Below are 15,048 nucleotides of genomic sequence, written 5' to 3'. Positions count from 1 at the left end.
CGGCGGGCGCCAATCGGCTAGGCTAGAAACGAATATAGGTAGTTGCAACAGCGGTTCAACCGGCTCGCCGGGCGAGCCACGTGCAGGACCCGCAGCTCCCGGACAGCCTAGGAGGAACACGTGTCCCACCCGATCGACGTCGGATCTGTACTTGGCGGCCGCTATAAGGTCACGGCCAATGTACTGACCTCGCATGACCAAGATCAGGTGCTCGACGGCGTGGACCAGGTCCTCAACCGTCCCGTGAGCATCCTTGTCGCCGGCCCCGGAAACGCCGAGCAGGTTGCTCAGAGCGCCCGTGAAGTGGCTACCGGAGAACGCCCCGGCCACGTCCAGATCCTGGATCTCGGCGTTAGCGACAACACCACGTACCTCATCACCAACCACAGCACAGCGCCTGATTTGCTGGACCTGGTGGTGGCAACCAACCCGCCATACATCGAGCCTTTCTTCACGGAGACGCTCGGCAGCGAAATCTTTGGCCAGCCCCGGACGTACGAGCCCGAAACTTACGACGGCCTCTACGAGGATGATGAGCACGACGCCGAGTACATCCAGTACGACGAGAACGGTTACCCCATTCCGTCCGAGGGAGACGCGGAGCAACCCGTCTCCGGCTCCCAAGCCGGCAATGTGCCTCCTATGCCCTCCTCCAGCCCCTCAGCACCCAAGAGCGGCATCGCAGGAAAGTTGGCTGCTGCCGCGGCCGGTGCCGGTGCCGCCGGTCTCGCCGCGTGGAAGAACTCAAGTTCGAAGAATCACGACGCCGACGCTGCCGCCGGCTCGGGTTCTGCTGCCGCCCCCGCCACGGCCGCCCCGTCCAACCAGCCGCCCACCCAGGCCGTTACGTCCCAGCCTGCGCAGCCTGCTAACAAGCCCACTGCTCCGGCCCAACCGCCCACCCAAGCAGTCAGCTCGCAACCGGCACCTGCCCGGGAGCCAGCGGAACCCAAGGTTTCATTGTGGTCCGACGAGGACTACGGCTTTGCCGGTGGCGGTGCCGCTGCAGGGGGAGCCGCTGCCGCGAGCAGTACCTCGGACCCGGGTTACGACCGCGCCCCGACCAGCTTCCCGGCGTCGGCCGCTGTACAGAACGACTACGACGATGAAGAGGTCTACGAGGACGAAGCTCCTGAGAAGGAACCCCGGTCCCTTCGCTGGCTTGTGGGCGGTTTGCTCGCCGCAGTCCTGATTGTCGGTCTGGTCCTTGCGGTCACCAACCTGGGCAGCCTCCTGCCCTCCGGTACACCTGCAGCCACACAGAACACCACCGCCCCGCAGACCACCACCCCGCCCTCCGAGGAGCCGACGCCCTCCGAGACTGCGCCCCCGGCAGCTCCTCCGGCGATCGCCGGCATTACCCGTCTGGGGGACTTCCCCTTCGCCGCAGAGTACGACAAGGACCTGACGAGGGCTTTCGACGGCAACGCTGCGAGCTACTGGTCGGACATGGAGTTTGCCACTGCTGACTGGGGCGGACTCTTCGGAGAAATGCCACTGGTGGTCAAGCTGAAGGAGCCGGCGGAGGTCAAGTCCATCGTCCTCAACCAGCTGGGTGGTTCCGGCGGAAGCATCAGCGTCTACACCAACGATCGTCCCGCCATGGACGGCGCCAAGCTCGTAGGCACCAACAGCTTCACCTCCCCGGAGCTGACCATGCCGCTGGCCGCACCCACGCAGACCCAGTACGTCATTGTGGTCATCAAGGCCCTCCCCAAGCTGGCGGCCCCTAAGACCCGATTCGGCTACGGCCTCCGTCTGGCCGAGGTCACTGTCCAGTAACCAGTTTTCAGGCACTTTCGTAAAGTGGGGACTCCCGGTCATCGGGGGTCCCCACTTCGATGTGCCGTGTCCCCAGACGGTACCCTGAATGATGGTGGCTTTTAGGGTCCCCAACTCCAACGGAATATTTGGGGCGTTACAGGGGTTGAGTCAGGTGGCTGCCCCGAAAGCCGCAGCATCGACTAAGGAAGAGGTTCACGCCACGTGAGCATTGCAGAAAACAGCGCATCGCAGGTGCGTGACGTCATCATCGTAGGTTCAGGCCCTGCCGGCTATACAGCCGCTGTTTACACCGCCCGCGCCAACATGAAGCCTCTGCTCATTGCCGGTTCCGTCACCGCTGGTGGCGAACTGATGAACACCACGGACGTGGAAAACTACCCGGGCTTCCCGGAAGGCATCATGGGCCCGGACCTGATGGAGAACTTCGAGAAGCAGGCCGCACGTTTCGGTACCGAGATCCTCTTCGAGGATGTCACCGAACTCGATCTCGACGGCGACATCAAGACCGTAACCATCGGCACGGGGGAGACCTTCCAGGCCAAGGCCATCATCCTGTCCACCGGTTCGGCATACCGCGAGCTCGGCTTGGCCAACGAAAAGCGCCTCTCCGGCCACGGCGTGAGCTGGTGTGCAACCTGCGATGGTTTCTTCTTCAAGGACCAGGAAATCGCCGTAATTGGTGGTGGCGACTCCGCCATGGAAGAAGCACTGTTCCTCACCAAGTTCGCCAAGTCCGTAACCGTGGTTCACCGCCGCGATACCCTCAAGGCTTCCAAGATCATGGGTGACCGCGCCCAGGCACACGAGAAGATCAACTTCGTCTGGAACACCGCCGTCGAAGATGTTCTCGGTGGGGACAAGGTCACTGGCCTGAAGCTGAAGAACCTGGTGGACGGTACCGAGTCCGAACTCGCTGTCACCGGCGTCTTCGTGGCCATCGGCAACGATCCCCGCACGGACCTTATCAAGGGCAAAGTTGATCTGACCCCAGAGGGAACCATCGCCGTGGAGGGCCGCAGCTCCCGGACCAACATCAAGGGTGTCTTCGCCTCGGGCGATGTCATCGACCCCACCTACCGCCAGGCCATCACGGCTTCGGGTTCCGGTTGCGTGGCCGCCCTCGATGTTGAGCACTACCTCGCAGACCTGCACTCCTAAGCTGCATCCAAGCAACCATACGAAGGGAAAAGTTATGAGCAACGCTAAAGACGTCACTGACGCAAGCTTCAGCACGGATGTCCTGGCTTCCGAGAAGCCGGTCATCGTGGACTTCTGGGCAGAGTGGTGTGGCCCTTGCCGCAAGCTCGGCCCCATCCTGGACGAGATTTCCGTTGAGTACAGCGAGAAGGTTGACGTCGTGAAACTCAACGTCGACGACAACCCGGCCATCGCAGCCGAGTACGGCATCACTTCCATCCCGGCCGTCTACCTGTTCAGCGGGGGAGAAGTGAAGAGCACAGTCATCGGCGCCAAGCCGAAGCAGTTCTTCGAGAAGGAATTCGCGGACGTCCTGTCCTAGGGTCAATTTCTGATTCTGAAACATCTAAAGCCGGCGGTTGCTGCTCCTGAAGGAGTGGGGACCGCCGGTTTTTTGTTGATGTTTTAGATAATGAACCTAAATCGTGCACTTTTTGGTGTTGTCTTCCGATGGCTGCCTTGGCTCGTCCCAGAATGCGCTGCTTCACTTCTCCCTACCTGGGGTAGGGGCAAACAGTGCCTGGTGGACACCTTGCAGCAGTTCGACAAACCCTACTCACCGAAGTGCCACACCCCTCAGCCGTCAGCCGCTCAAATCGGCTTGAGGAGGTTCAGGTTTCTCGCCCCTCAGCGTGCACCTCACTGATTGGCTTTGGCTTCATCATCACTTCGATGACTCTGCGTGGCCGGAAGCTTGGTCCCTGAATTATGGCCTTCAAGACCAGGGCGCTCTCGGTTCGCGTAGACAACCCAGGTCCACTGCAGATAGACCTGAGTCCGAGAAGCGCCTAGGGGAGAGCTTCATCTCTAGATTTCGTCCTACGCGCACTTTCGTATTCGGATTGCGTACACCCAAATATTCCATGGAGCGTGTTCTCCCCTCGCGCCCGTGACCCACCAGCACGTGGTGGATGTCCGCGCCCCACAATGTCGTTGTTCCACCACTACACCTCGGCCCGCCACATCGCCCGCAAGGCGTTTGATTCCGACTTCGCACCGTCACTGCCACCATTTACAGCCACGGTCCGTGATTCAGGTCCAATACTCCATGGTTGCTGCTTGTGCACTTTATTGAATAGCAAGCGGTTGTTTCTCGGTGACTCATGCTGTCTTCGGCTTGGCTGGATGAGGCCTTGCTCAAACCAGGAGGGACCAGAACGAAATCGGTAGGATCGGACGAAGACACTGGTCAGACGGAGGCTCTGAATCACCTCCCTTTGCAGCCGGATGCCAAGGCTGGGTTCTCGCGTTTCACGTGAAACATATACGGCAGTGCGGCCTAGGGACTTTCTCGGGCGTTCCGACGTAACGTGTGATCTTCGCGTTCACGACGTGCATCCGTACGCAGGCACCAGTGGGCAAAACAAGCCAGTTTTCATGGCATCCCATCACTTGTTTCACGTGAAACGTCATTACGACGGCAGTTCCATCCACAGCATTACCAGCGTACGGATCGAGATATTCGGCTTGACTGCCTAATTCGATCGTCAGGTCCAAGGTGCATGACGTGGTCGGAGGAACGGGATCTAAGAAATATGCGTGCGGTCCATACCAAGGTAGCGGATGTCGGTAGTCCGAAGGGATCGGTTTTAGGTGTTGGAACAACAACTCGCTCCATTAACTTCCGGCTTCCAAACATCCCGGCTATTGGAACCCCATCAGACCCAAATATGGCCCCTTACGGCCCTCACAGTCCTCCTGTTTGACAGCGGGATTACGCCGGCGAGCACACGAGAGTTGAAGCAGATGGTCGCCAAGACCTGCGATTGGTGAGTCCTCACGAGTTCTCAGCGCACTATGAGGCGCACAAAGCTCGCTGTAAGAGCAATTCTGGCGCCTACCAGCTCTATCCGAATGCTCTAGCGGCATCGCACCTGCGCGCTCTATGACCATCCCAGCAAGCTCAACCACAATCATTGTGGCAAGATTCTCAAGGCTGGGAACGGCAATCCGACTGAGGCCACACATCATCTGGGGCACCACACAGCCTATGGGGGACCGCGTCGAACCGCAGGACCCTCATGGTGCCAGGCCTAACTGGCCCTGGAACTCCATCTCATCCGCAGATCCCCATTCGCCAGGGGTCGTAACCCGTCCCTAAGCCCGCATCCCGCCCGAGAACCATATCCGCGCGGACCGTAACCATTCAGAACCGTAACCATTCAGGGCCGTAGCCGTTCACGGCGGTAACTCACACGAAGACATTATCTCCATCCATAGAAGCCGCTTTCGCCCCCTGGAGACCCTAATTGCACCCATAACGAGCCCAATGTCCGCCATTGACCAGCTACGGCCGCGTTCGCCAAGCCCCTTCCTGGCAATTCCTGCGGCGGTCCTATGGCCGAAGCTGTGTGGTCCGGCTCTGCCGGCGGGGTCAGTGCATGAAAATTCGCGATCTCCTTAGGTAGAGCAGCCTGAAAGGTAGTGGACCTCAACTCAACAACACCCACTTGCCCATAATCGGCCACTAGAGGCCTGGCGTGTTCGTTCACGGGCAACCCACCAGATAGCCGCTAAGCAGCCCACCCAGAGGGCATCTGCTGCTTCCGATGACCCGTTTCCTCTCCATCGGTTCACAGGGAGAGCATATTTGCCGGAACGAGAGCCGATGAAACGTCGAATCTTCGGACACAGGAGGGACCATTATGGGGAACCTGAGGACTGACGTCTCACTCGGGCACGAGACATTTCTCCTGCTTGCCCTCCCAGTTCCGGCTGGGCCGCCCCTTTCGGACTCCACATCCTCCGCCCCGTGCGGCCTGGGTTGTAATACCCGTTGGTCCCATTGGCTACTGTTTCACGTGAAACAGAGACTGTGAATCCGAGGCGCGATCCCGGATACCCTCATTGCCTGAACACAGCGAAGAGTGCCCGAGTCCGTCGTATGGAAGGCAACAGCATTCCTACGTCATGGCTTTGAGCAAGGAGAGGGTTCCACTGTAGTACCGCCTTGGAGGCCACGGATCGGCTCGACGGGCGGGCCTTCTCGAAACAGGTTGTAGCAGCTCCCGCCTGCGTTGGGGGATAGGCCAGCTATTGAGCCTCAGACACCCCGGGGCAGTGCAGCCTCACCTAAAGAGCCTCAGACACCCCGGGGCAGTGCAGCCTCACCTAAAGAACCTCAGACACCCCGGGGCAGTGCAGCCTCACCTAGTGAGCCTCAGATATCTGGGGGCAGTGGAACCGTGACCCCAGGCCCCAGTCTCCATTCGCACGGCATCGCCACGAGGCCCGCGACCACAGCCCGCCGCTAGCTATCCGGACGCGCTGTTGCATCGCAGCGACCCTTCCCTATGGTGTGTCTTCCATGCCACCAACTTCGGGCTGAGACTCTTACCAGCCCACCCCTCGTCGCAATATCCCCGACTGGCCCCACCCTCCACGCAATAGCCCCACCCGTCCCCGCCCTCCAGTATTGGCCCTGACGGCGCCTCAGCTGTTCTGGAGCCCGTCTGACCCCACGCCCCTAAGACCGAAATGCGACCTGCCGCATCATCAGTGCAGCGACAGGTCACAACACTCGCAATGTTTCACGTGAAACGGGAGCACGTCCGCGCTGACGCATGTGGCGGGAGAGAGCCGTACAACAAAGCCACGTGCTGGACCGCCAAGCAGATCTCTTCATTATCACTAGCCAGACGAGAGCCACCAGCCTTCGGTCCACCCGATGAGAAATGACAGAGACCAAAGAGCACTGGCTGCACCTAGGAGCAGCTGTGTGTCTGGCAACCCCCAGTTCAACGCCAGCTCGAGGTGCATGGCCTCACGCCGTCGGACCTGTTGTACACATAGTCAGAGCGTCACCCGCTGCCAAAACCTGGCGTACTACGACTCCAGACGCATTCAACTGTTCCTGCATTGCTGTTGGGGACCTTCCCATCTCTTCGTGGCAGAGGTTCGGAACTTGACGCTCCCAGGCAAAGCGGCACTAACACAGACGCAGTTGGACGCTCCGTCCCCATCGAGGCGACGGAGACATCAGATCATTGCAGACACTGCGCAGCCTCCGTAGGCGGCTCCGTCAGCAGCACCTGGCGATCCAGGGACATCAGGACAAGAACAGTGGCCGATCACTCCTCACTCATTCCTTGTGCCTGGGCGCTGGCTATCCGGACACGCGCGGCCGACCCAAGCGAGGGCCAAAGCTGACGTTCGCAAGAACGTTGAAACTGGCACCTTCCGCCAAGATCATGAGTCGTTGTCTCGATCAAGCAATCGACTTACGCACAACGTTATGCACATCGTTATCCACAGCCTTATCCACCGTCCATGAGATTGACCACAAGCTAACAATCTGCGGTTATCGCGATCCACTTCCTGAGTGGTATCCACGCGCTAAGACGTCCATCTCCTGCTCTACGGGTAAACCGTGGAGGAACCGAAGCCAGTCGGCCAGAAATCAATGAATACCGGGCTATATGCGATTGCTCACACCGCCGAAGCTGTGCTCCAGGGACTATTCGAGCCAATCCAAATTCAGTCCCCTGGTGCCGGCCTCGGGCCATGCCAGCTGGCGGCATATGAGAGTACGAGCGTCGACGTGGATGAGCTTGTTCTCCACAAAGTTATCCCCAATGTTTTCCACAGGGATATCCACCGGGTTGTCCACTGTGGCGAATCTACAATTGCCTGCTCCCAGGGCGTTGGAGCTACAGTCGGATTTGTCTCGTTTCACGTGAAACATGACGCCGTGGGATCTCCGACACCACTACGTCAAACAGTCGCCCAAGCAAACATTCCACTGCAACTCGGAACAAGTCCAGCTCTTACGAACGTCCTCGAGACTGCAGCCCAGAAGTCGCACCACATACCTGCCATCAACATCGGACCAATCCGCCGCCTGAACGGATGGGGTCTGCAAGCATTATGTACTCCTGCTGAGAGCGTCAGCACCTTGAATGTAGGCTGCAAGCACGGCTTCCCAGCAACCCCTAGAAGGGCTGTGAGTGACTTCAACGGTGGCCCCAGTGATTCCGTGAGCACGGGGGAGCCTCAGCTTTTCGTCGGGTCGTCATGGACTAGCTGAAGCCCCGTACCTTTCCTGCCTCACAGATGAAGCTGGGGGGGCAGATGTACATCGACGCCCGATACCCCCGCACCAATACGTTCACGGGGAATCTGTCTCCGTAGGGAAGTGACTCCAGCCGACAAGAGATTGCAGCTTCACTGACTGCGATTCGACTTCTAAGCTTGTCCGGCATCAATACATCATGGTCACCAGGCATCCACGCGGAACCTCTCATCGTCCATTGGGCGTCAGTGCCGCAGCATCCACCAAAGCGGCGGACGGTATACAGATGACCCGCCTGGAAGTCGCCGGTGGGCCCTAGCGTTGCCAAGGGTGTGCTCAGGAAAATCAGGGCATCGCATGGTGTCCCTCCGTGCTCCGGACCCGCCCAACCCCATGAACACTGTGCCGGGCGGGGATGCCTACTGCGCCTGGATCGGGCACGACAAGGGCAAACCAATTGCCTCGGTTACAAAATTGCCCGCAAGCCCAGTCCCACCTTCAACGGATCGGACCCAGATCGTACTGAAGCAGGAGCCAATGACAACAACCGGCGTCGACCGGCACCGGTGTCCGGTACTCAGAGGCGTATCCAAGATTCGCTAAAGGACGGCCTTCTTACCCGTCGACGAGGGAAAGCGTTCTGTGGACAGTGCACGGTAGCTCTCGGGATGTTGGCGAGCACCCACCACTGCGGATATCCAGGGTGGCGAGCTGCAGATGCGAACCCCAGCATAGAGCGAAGACGCAGTTGCACGGGGGAGTCTGATCGCTGTTCGGCCATTGCGTCTTGCCTTACATGGACCAACTTTGACGCTGCATCCAAATGGCCACGGTGGAAGAAATTCCATAGCCGCCAAGCCTGACACCAGCGGGTGAGGATCCGCCACCAGGGCTCAGCGTGACCACCCCGAGCGTAGGGTTAGTAGAACCGACCGAAATCTAGGCCACATACGGTTTCATTCCTACGCGGCAATCCATGTTTCACGTGAAACCAGGTACTAAGAGCCAGCTAGGCGTGGGTCGCCGCCTAAGCAGACTCTGCGGAAACTCACTCTCATACTGCCCACGGTCGGATTACCCCCCCGCCACGCTTCTACGTCCAGGAGCATTTCGCGCGTCTCAAGTGGCCATTGAATGCTTCCTGTTCAGTACAAGCGACCAAGCCAGCTAACATTCTCTGCGCTGCGAAGCGTTCCTTACCCTAATGTTTCACGTGAAACGGCGGCTCTGAAAGCGGTTGACGCATGCAAATTCGACGCGGTGCCAGTGCCGTGGTGTCAGTGAGTGACGGAAGCCGCCCACCTACAAGCAAGCCCTGAAGAGTCTGTTGCGCTGATCCCTCTGGGGAGTCCAGGCACAAAGATAATGACAACATCGAGTCTGAGTGAGCGCAGCCCAATGGTTCCGCCTTGTAGGAGAACTTGGTATCGATAGTACTTAGTGCGAAGACATTGGGCAGCCAAGTGACGAGCTGCGCAAGCTGACATCCAAGCATCCAATCTGCTACACCACACATGGAGTCCACAGGTTGAATCCCCTTTGGCAGGGCGCCGAGCGTCGAATTGCCCTTCTTTATGCCGAATCATGAGCAATTCGGTCGTCCCGAGTCGTACGGGTACCTCTCCGTTCAGCCCAACTCGCGCACAGTAGGCAAACAGAAGCTGCTTCCCGGAAGAATCTGAATCGAAAGGCGCATCTGCGGGACATTACCCTCTCAATTGCTGCGCAGAAGTAGTGTTTCACGTGAAACTGCGCGGAGGATTGGAACCCGGATAGCTCGATGAATCGGGCTGTTTCACGTGAAACAGCGTAAGGGCGGTCCCGGATTCAGAACTGCCCGACGTGCTCCAGGCGTTCACCTTGCTGAATCTGGACTGAGCTCAAGGCCTCCGGTCTGAAACTACCGAGCTGGTCCAAGTTGGTTCCCCGCATTCAGGAAGCCCTCCATTGTTGGCCAACTACCGCAGCGGAGCCCTTACGGGCATCCGAGCCTCCCAGACCGGCACCTAGCCGTACACCGCCCATGGCCAGATTCGTCGGCAGTCGATGAATGCGTAGAGATTTAGCGATGAAGCCCTTAGTCCATCAACGCACCATCACGCCCTCAAAGCTGGCAGGCAACGTGGTTCTGCATTGGGCCACCGAATTGCCACACTAGGGATAGACGCTCATGTCACTGAGACTCATCAGTCCAGCGCTATCTCCGCGTCGAGGGGAACAGGAAATTCGACTTTGCAGTTGTGTCTCCTACATGCGGCCGTCAGAACCTTGTTCCGCTGACAAGTTTCACGTGAAACATGTCAATGAACACTGAACATGCGGGGCCCAACGCATGATCAATCCGCCCCCAAACCAACAAACTGCTCATCCTAGAGGCAAACAAGAAAGGGGCCCACTTATAAAGTGAGCCCCTTCAGTTGATTTGTTAATTACTCCTCTGCGCCTGGACCCAGGACATCCATGATGCGGTTGAGGTCCTCGACGCTGGCGAACTCGATGCTCACGCGGCCCTTCCGAGCACCAAGGGTGATCTTCACATTGGTATCCAGGCGATCCGAAAGAGACGACGCCAAGTAATCAAGACGTTCGTGGCGTGCATTTGGCTTTGGAATGCTGCTCTTCGCAGGCGTTGTGGGGTCCTGGTACAGGGCAACGGCTTCTTCCGTGGCCCGAACGGACATTCCCTCAGCCACGATCTTCTGAGCGAGGCGCTCCATAGCAGCAGCATCAGGGAGTGCGAGCAAAGCTCGAGCATGGCCGGCAGACAGAACACTCGCCGCAACCCGACGCTGCACCAGCGGTGGAAGCTTCAGCAAGCGCAGTGTGTTTGATACCTGTGGGCGTGAGCGGCCGATGCGGTCCGCCAGCTGCTCGTGCGTGGTACCAAAGTCTTCCAAGAGCTGCTGATAGGCAGCTGCTTCTTCCAAAGGGTTCAGCTGACTGCGGTGAAGGTTCTCGAGGAGAGCGTCACGGAGAAGGTCGTCATCCGTCGTATCACGAACAATGGCAGGGATAGTTTCGAGTCCCGCGGCCTGTACTGCACGCCAGCGACGTTCACCCATGACGAGCTCATACGGTTCTCCACCTTTTTCAGTTGAAGTACGTACAACAATTGGCTGGAGAACGCCGATTTCCCTTACGGAGTGCACCAACTCAGCCATGTCGTCTTCATCGAAGACGGATCTGGGCTGCTTACGGTTCGGGTGGATATCGCCCACCGGAATCTCAGCAAACCTGGCACCGGGAACCTCTACCAGCTCAACATCATTGGCGGACGGAGCGGATGGAGCGTGCTCAGTAGAGGGCGCCTCAACCGGCGTCGGCTTGGGCTCCTCTGCCGGTACCTCTTTGGAAGCAGCCCGCTTTGCCGCCGGCTTGGACGTCGGGGACTTGGCCGGGGTCGCCTTGGCGACAGGCTTCGCAGCAGCGCTCTTTGCCCTGGACGCAGAGGCAGCGGAAGTCTTTTCCGGGGACTCCTTGGAAACAGCGGCACTCAGGTCATCAGAAGCAGCATCTACTGTGGACTCTGCAGTCTTGCGTGCCTCAGGGAAGAACAGATCCACAGGACGGGATGGTGCAGCGCCATTCCCCTGAGCTCCTGCAGAGCTGGGAATGAGAGCCCCAAGACCCCTGCCGAGGCCCCTTCGCTTTTCGCTCATTGATTCATCCCTCCGATGGAATAGCCGAGCACGGACCGGCTCAAGCTGTTGCAGTGTTTCAAGAATTCTAGCGTTCAGCGATTTCGGCGGCGGCTTCCATATAGGACAGCGCGCCGCTCGATGAAGGATCGTAGGTCATGACCGTCTGCTGGTAGCTCGGCGCCTCAGAGATGCGTACAGAGCGCGGAACCACAGCACTGAGGACCTGCTCGGGGAAGTGCTGGCGGACCTCTGATGCGACTTGAGCGGCAAGGTTCGTCCGGCCGTCATACATGGTCAAAAGGATTGTGGAAACTACCAGATCAGCGTTGAGGTGCTTCTGGATCATCTCAATGTTTTTGAGTAGCTGGCTCAAGCCTTCCAGGGCGTAGTACTCGCACTGGATGGGAATGAGGACTTCGCTGGCTGCGCAGAACGCGTTGACGGTGAGCAGTCCCAGGCTGGGTGGGCAATCGATGAAGATGAAGTCCAGCCGGCCTTCACCGTTCTTCTCCCGCTCCTTGGCGTAGACGTCAATGGCACGTCGGAGCCGCTGCTCGCGGGCCACCAGTGACACGAGTTCGATCTCAGCGCCAGCCAGGTGAATAGTGGCGGGCGCGCAGATCAGATTGGGGATGTCAGGGCACGGCGCCACAACATCCTTCAAGGGGAGGTCATTTATCAGGACATCGTAGATGCTGTCCACATCGGCATGGTGCTCGATGCCCAAGGCCGTCGATGCGTTGCCCTGCGGATCGATGTCGATCACCAGGACGTTGAGTCCGGCGGACGCCAAGGCAGCTGCGATGTTGACCGTCGTAGTGGTCTTACCCACTCCGCCCTTCTGGTTGGACACTGTGAAGATCCGTGTCCCCTCCGGCTTGGGCAGTTCGCGGCCTATCAAGCGCTCACGACGCCGGGTCTCGTTGGCCAGCTGGCGGGCGATGGGGCTTGAATCATCAATGGAATCCATGACGTTGTGCACTCCATCTGAAACGGTTTCACGTGAAACGGCCGCATTATCAACTGAATTAGTGCGCACAATCGCGGATTGAAGGGACGCAGAGGGTGTGGCCATGGCCCGCGCGGACCCCAAAGACATAAACGGGGGGATCCGCTGCGTGGAGGTTTCACTACTGCCCACTGGTCACACTCTCACTCTCATTCGGCGCTTGCTGCCGTTCTCTAGCCTAACCGCTCAGCCGCCGACACGCGGGAAACCGAGCGGGACCTACGCCGTCTTTCCGGGCTTGTTGACGATAATCCTCACCACGGTGGTGGGTTCCTCCAAAAGCTCCTGTCCACAAACAACAACGGACGTTTCCACGCCGCCAAGTTTGCGTATGACCTTCTTTGCCTTCTCAATCTCCTCGGCAGCACTGCGGCCCTTGATGGCAACTACTTCGCCGTGGCCATTCAGGAGGGGGATGGTCAGTCCTGCCAAGTTGGTGAGTGCAGACACCGCTCGGGCCGTCACCACATCCGCGTCCACCATTCCAACTGCCAGTTCGGCACGCGTCCTCATGATGGTGACGTTGTCCAGGCCGAGGTCGTCCACGACTTCCTGCAGCCAGATGACTCGGCGTTCCAGCGGCTCAATCAGCGTCAGTTCCAGGTCTGGACGGGCAATCGCCAGGCAGAGGCCCGGGAGGCCTGCGCCGGATCCGACGTCAGCCACGTGGCTGTCCATGGCAATCGCGGATTCAATGACGGCACAGTTGAGAACATGCCGGCTCCACAAACGGGGAATCTCGCGCGGACCAATCAACCCACGCTCAGTTCCTGACGTTGCGAGGTGTTCCACGTAGCGCTTGGCAAGATCCAGGCGCTCCCCAAAAATCTTCTCTGCCGCTTCCAGTTCAGCTGCGGTAATTTCAACCATGAGCTGCTAGTCAGCCGATACAACGATGTGGCGGCCAGCGCCTTCGCCTTCGGACTCGGAAACGAATCCGAGGTCGGCGACAGCGTCGTGCACGATCTTGCGTTCGTAAGCGCTCATCGGCTCAAGGGCGACAGTTCCGCCGTCGGACTTCACCTTGGCAACGGCGTCATCGGCGATCTGCTGAAGGACGCCCGCACGCTCCTTGCGGTATCCGTTGATGTCCAGAACCAGACGCGAGCGGTTTTCCGTTGCAGAAAGAACGGAGAGCCGCGCAAGCTCCTGCAGTGCCTCAAGAACTTCACCGTCGCGCCCTACCAGGCTGTCCAAAGCGGCGGATTCTTCATCGGCGCCGATGGAGATGTAGGTGCGTCCGTTGCGGACTTCAATGTCGATGTCGCCGTCGATGTCGGCGATATCCAGGAGTTCCTCGAGGTAGTCGGCGGCAATGTCGCCTTCCTCTTCCAAACGGCTGGCCGTCTTGGACTGGGTTTCTTCCGTGGAGGCTTCCTGCTCTTCAGTCACAGGGGCAATAACTTCTTCGGTGCTCTCGGCAGACATTACTTCTTCTTCCTGTTCTTACGTTGTGGCTGGACGCGCTGGGCACGGATCTCGGCTGCTGCAGCGGCAGCAGCTTCGGCTTCAGCGGCAGCGTCCGCGGTCTTCTTGCCACCCAGCAACGGCGGGAGGCCCTTGGCGGCGCGTCGTTCCTCCAGTGCCTTGGCAGCGGGTGAGCCCGGGGTGGGCATACGGCGGATGACAAAGAACTGCTGGCCCATGGTCCAGAGGTTGGTGGTGGTCCAGTAGATGAGGACGCCGATGGGGAAGTTGATGCCACCGATACCGAACACGAGCGGCAGGATGTAGAGCATCATCTTCTGCTGCCGCATGAACGGGCTGGCCATGGCCTCTTCGGACATGTTCTTGGCCATGATCTGCTTCTGGGTGATGAACTGCGAGGCCGTCATGGCCACGATCATCACGATGGAGAGAATCCAGACTGCGACCTCGTTGCCACCAGCACCACCGTGGAGCAGCGATGCAGAGAGCGGGGCACCAAAGATGCTGGATTCATCGAACTGGACAACCTGGTCGGCACTCATTGCCCCGATGCCCTTGCCGCTGTTTCGGGCCGCGGTGATACCCGACAACACCTGGAACAGCGCGAAGAAGAACGGCATCTGGATCAGCATCGGCAAACATGCCGAGAACGGGTTGGTCCCGTGCTTCTTGTACAGCGCCATCTGCTCCTGCGCCATGGCCTGGCGGGAGAGCTGATCGGTCTTGCCCTTGTACTTGGTCTGAAGTTTCTTCAGGTCCGGCTGCAGGAGCTGCATACCGCGCTGGGCTTTAATCTGCTTGACGAAGACAGGAATCAGGGCGGCACGGATCACCAACACGAGGCCGATGATAGACAGAGTCCACGTCCAGCCGTTCGCGGCGGGCAGGCCAATGAAGCTCAGTCCCTCGTGGAAGCCAACCATGATGATTGACACCAGCCACTTGAACGGAAACATGATTGTTTCAAAGAAGTCCAT

Annotated in this window: 9 protein-coding genes; 3 read left to right on the top strand and 6 right to left on the bottom strand. The window is 59.1% G+C overall.

Annotation, left to right across the window (positions count from 1 at the left end; translation table 11 throughout):
- The first annotated feature begins 120 nt into the window (after positions 1–120).
- The 3 genes from BLW08_RS13725 (at position 121) to trxA (ending at position 3,304) form a co-directional block, all read left to right on the top strand.
- Positions 121–1,782 carry an ABC transporter substrate-binding protein gene (locus tag BLW08_RS13725; RefSeq protein ID WP_091325757.1) on the top strand — a complete coding sequence of 554 codons (1,662 nt, stop codon included), beginning with the start codon at positions 121–123 and terminating at the stop codon, positions 1,780–1,782.
- 204 nt (positions 1,783–1,986) lie between these two features.
- Positions 1,987–2,943 carry a thioredoxin-disulfide reductase gene (gene trxB, locus BLW08_RS13720; protein ID WP_091325755.1) on the top strand — a complete coding sequence of 319 codons (957 nt, stop codon included), beginning with the start codon at positions 1,987–1,989 and terminating at the stop codon, positions 2,941–2,943.
- Positions 2,944–2,977: 34 nt separating this feature from the next.
- Positions 2,978–3,304, top strand: a complete 327-nt coding sequence (trxA, locus tag BLW08_RS13715; protein ID WP_014923339.1) for a thioredoxin — start codon at positions 2,978–2,980, stop codon at positions 3,302–3,304.
- Positions 3,305–7,438: 4,134 nt separating this feature from the next.
- Here the strand turns inward: trxA and BLW08_RS23880 are convergent.
- The 6 genes from BLW08_RS23880 to yidC all read right to left on the bottom strand — a co-directional run bounded on the left by BLW08_RS23880 (position 7,439) and on the right by yidC (position 15,048).
- Positions 7,439–7,591 carry a hypothetical protein gene (locus tag BLW08_RS23880; RefSeq protein WP_175538701.1) on the bottom strand — a complete coding sequence of 51 codons (153 nt, stop codon included), beginning with the start codon at positions 7,589–7,591 and terminating at the stop codon, positions 7,439–7,441.
- 2,831 nt (positions 7,592–10,422) lie between these two features.
- Positions 10,423–11,652, bottom strand: a complete 1,230-nt coding sequence (locus tag BLW08_RS13710; protein WP_091325753.1) for a ParB/RepB/Spo0J family partition protein — start codon at positions 11,650–11,652, stop codon at positions 10,423–10,425.
- A 67-nt stretch (positions 11,653–11,719) separates the two neighbouring features.
- Positions 11,720–12,775, bottom strand: coding sequence for a ParA family protein (locus tag BLW08_RS13705; protein ID WP_254779860.1), 1,056 nt, complete (start codon positions 12,773–12,775; stop codon positions 11,720–11,722).
- Between the two features lie 87 nt (positions 12,776–12,862).
- Positions 12,863–13,513: a 16S rRNA (guanine(527)-N(7))-methyltransferase RsmG gene (rsmG, locus tag BLW08_RS13700; protein ID WP_090822133.1), complete on the bottom strand. Its 651-nt coding sequence runs from the start codon at positions 13,511–13,513 to the stop codon at positions 12,863–12,865.
- A 6-nt stretch (positions 13,514–13,519) separates the two neighbouring features.
- Positions 13,520–14,071 carry a Jag family protein gene (locus tag BLW08_RS13695; RefSeq protein WP_090822135.1) on the bottom strand — a complete coding sequence of 184 codons (552 nt, stop codon included), beginning with the start codon at positions 14,069–14,071 and terminating at the stop codon, positions 13,520–13,522.
- Positions 14,071–15,048 (bottom strand): membrane protein insertase YidC, encoded by a 978-nt coding sequence (yidC, locus tag BLW08_RS13690; protein WP_062072211.1) that lies wholly within the window; start codon positions 15,046–15,048, stop codon positions 14,071–14,073. Before yidC ends, BLW08_RS13695 begins: the two co-directional genes overlap by 1 nt.

Source organism: Arthrobacter sp. cf158, from assembly GCF_900106835.1.
GTDB lineage: Bacteria > Actinomycetota > Actinomycetes > Actinomycetales > Micrococcaceae > Arthrobacter.
The sequence above is the reverse complement of the archived record's forward strand: the minus strand, read 5'-3'. Positions and strand labels throughout refer to the sequence as shown.

What these genes read in the sequence shown, in the direction of transcription:
- trxA (WP_014923339.1), top strand. Translation starts at nt 2,978, where the DNA reads ATGAGCAACGCTAAAGACGTCACTGACGCAAGCTTCAGCACGGATGTC.
- rsmG (WP_090822133.1), bottom strand. Translation starts at nt 13,513, where the DNA reads ATGGTTGAAATTACCGCAGCTGAACTGGAAGCGGCAGAGAAGATTTTT.
- BLW08_RS13710 (WP_091325753.1), bottom strand. Translation starts at nt 11,652, where the DNA reads ATGAGCGAAAAGCGAAGGGGCCTCGGCAGGGGTCTTGGGGCTCTCATT.
- yidC (WP_062072211.1), bottom strand. Translation starts at nt 15,048, where the DNA reads ATGGACTTCTTTGAAACAATCATGTTTCCGTTCAAGTGGCTGGTGTCA.
- BLW08_RS13695 (WP_090822135.1), bottom strand. Translation starts at nt 14,071, where the DNA reads ATGTCTGCCGAGAGCACCGAAGAAGTTATTGCCCCTGTGACTGAAGAG.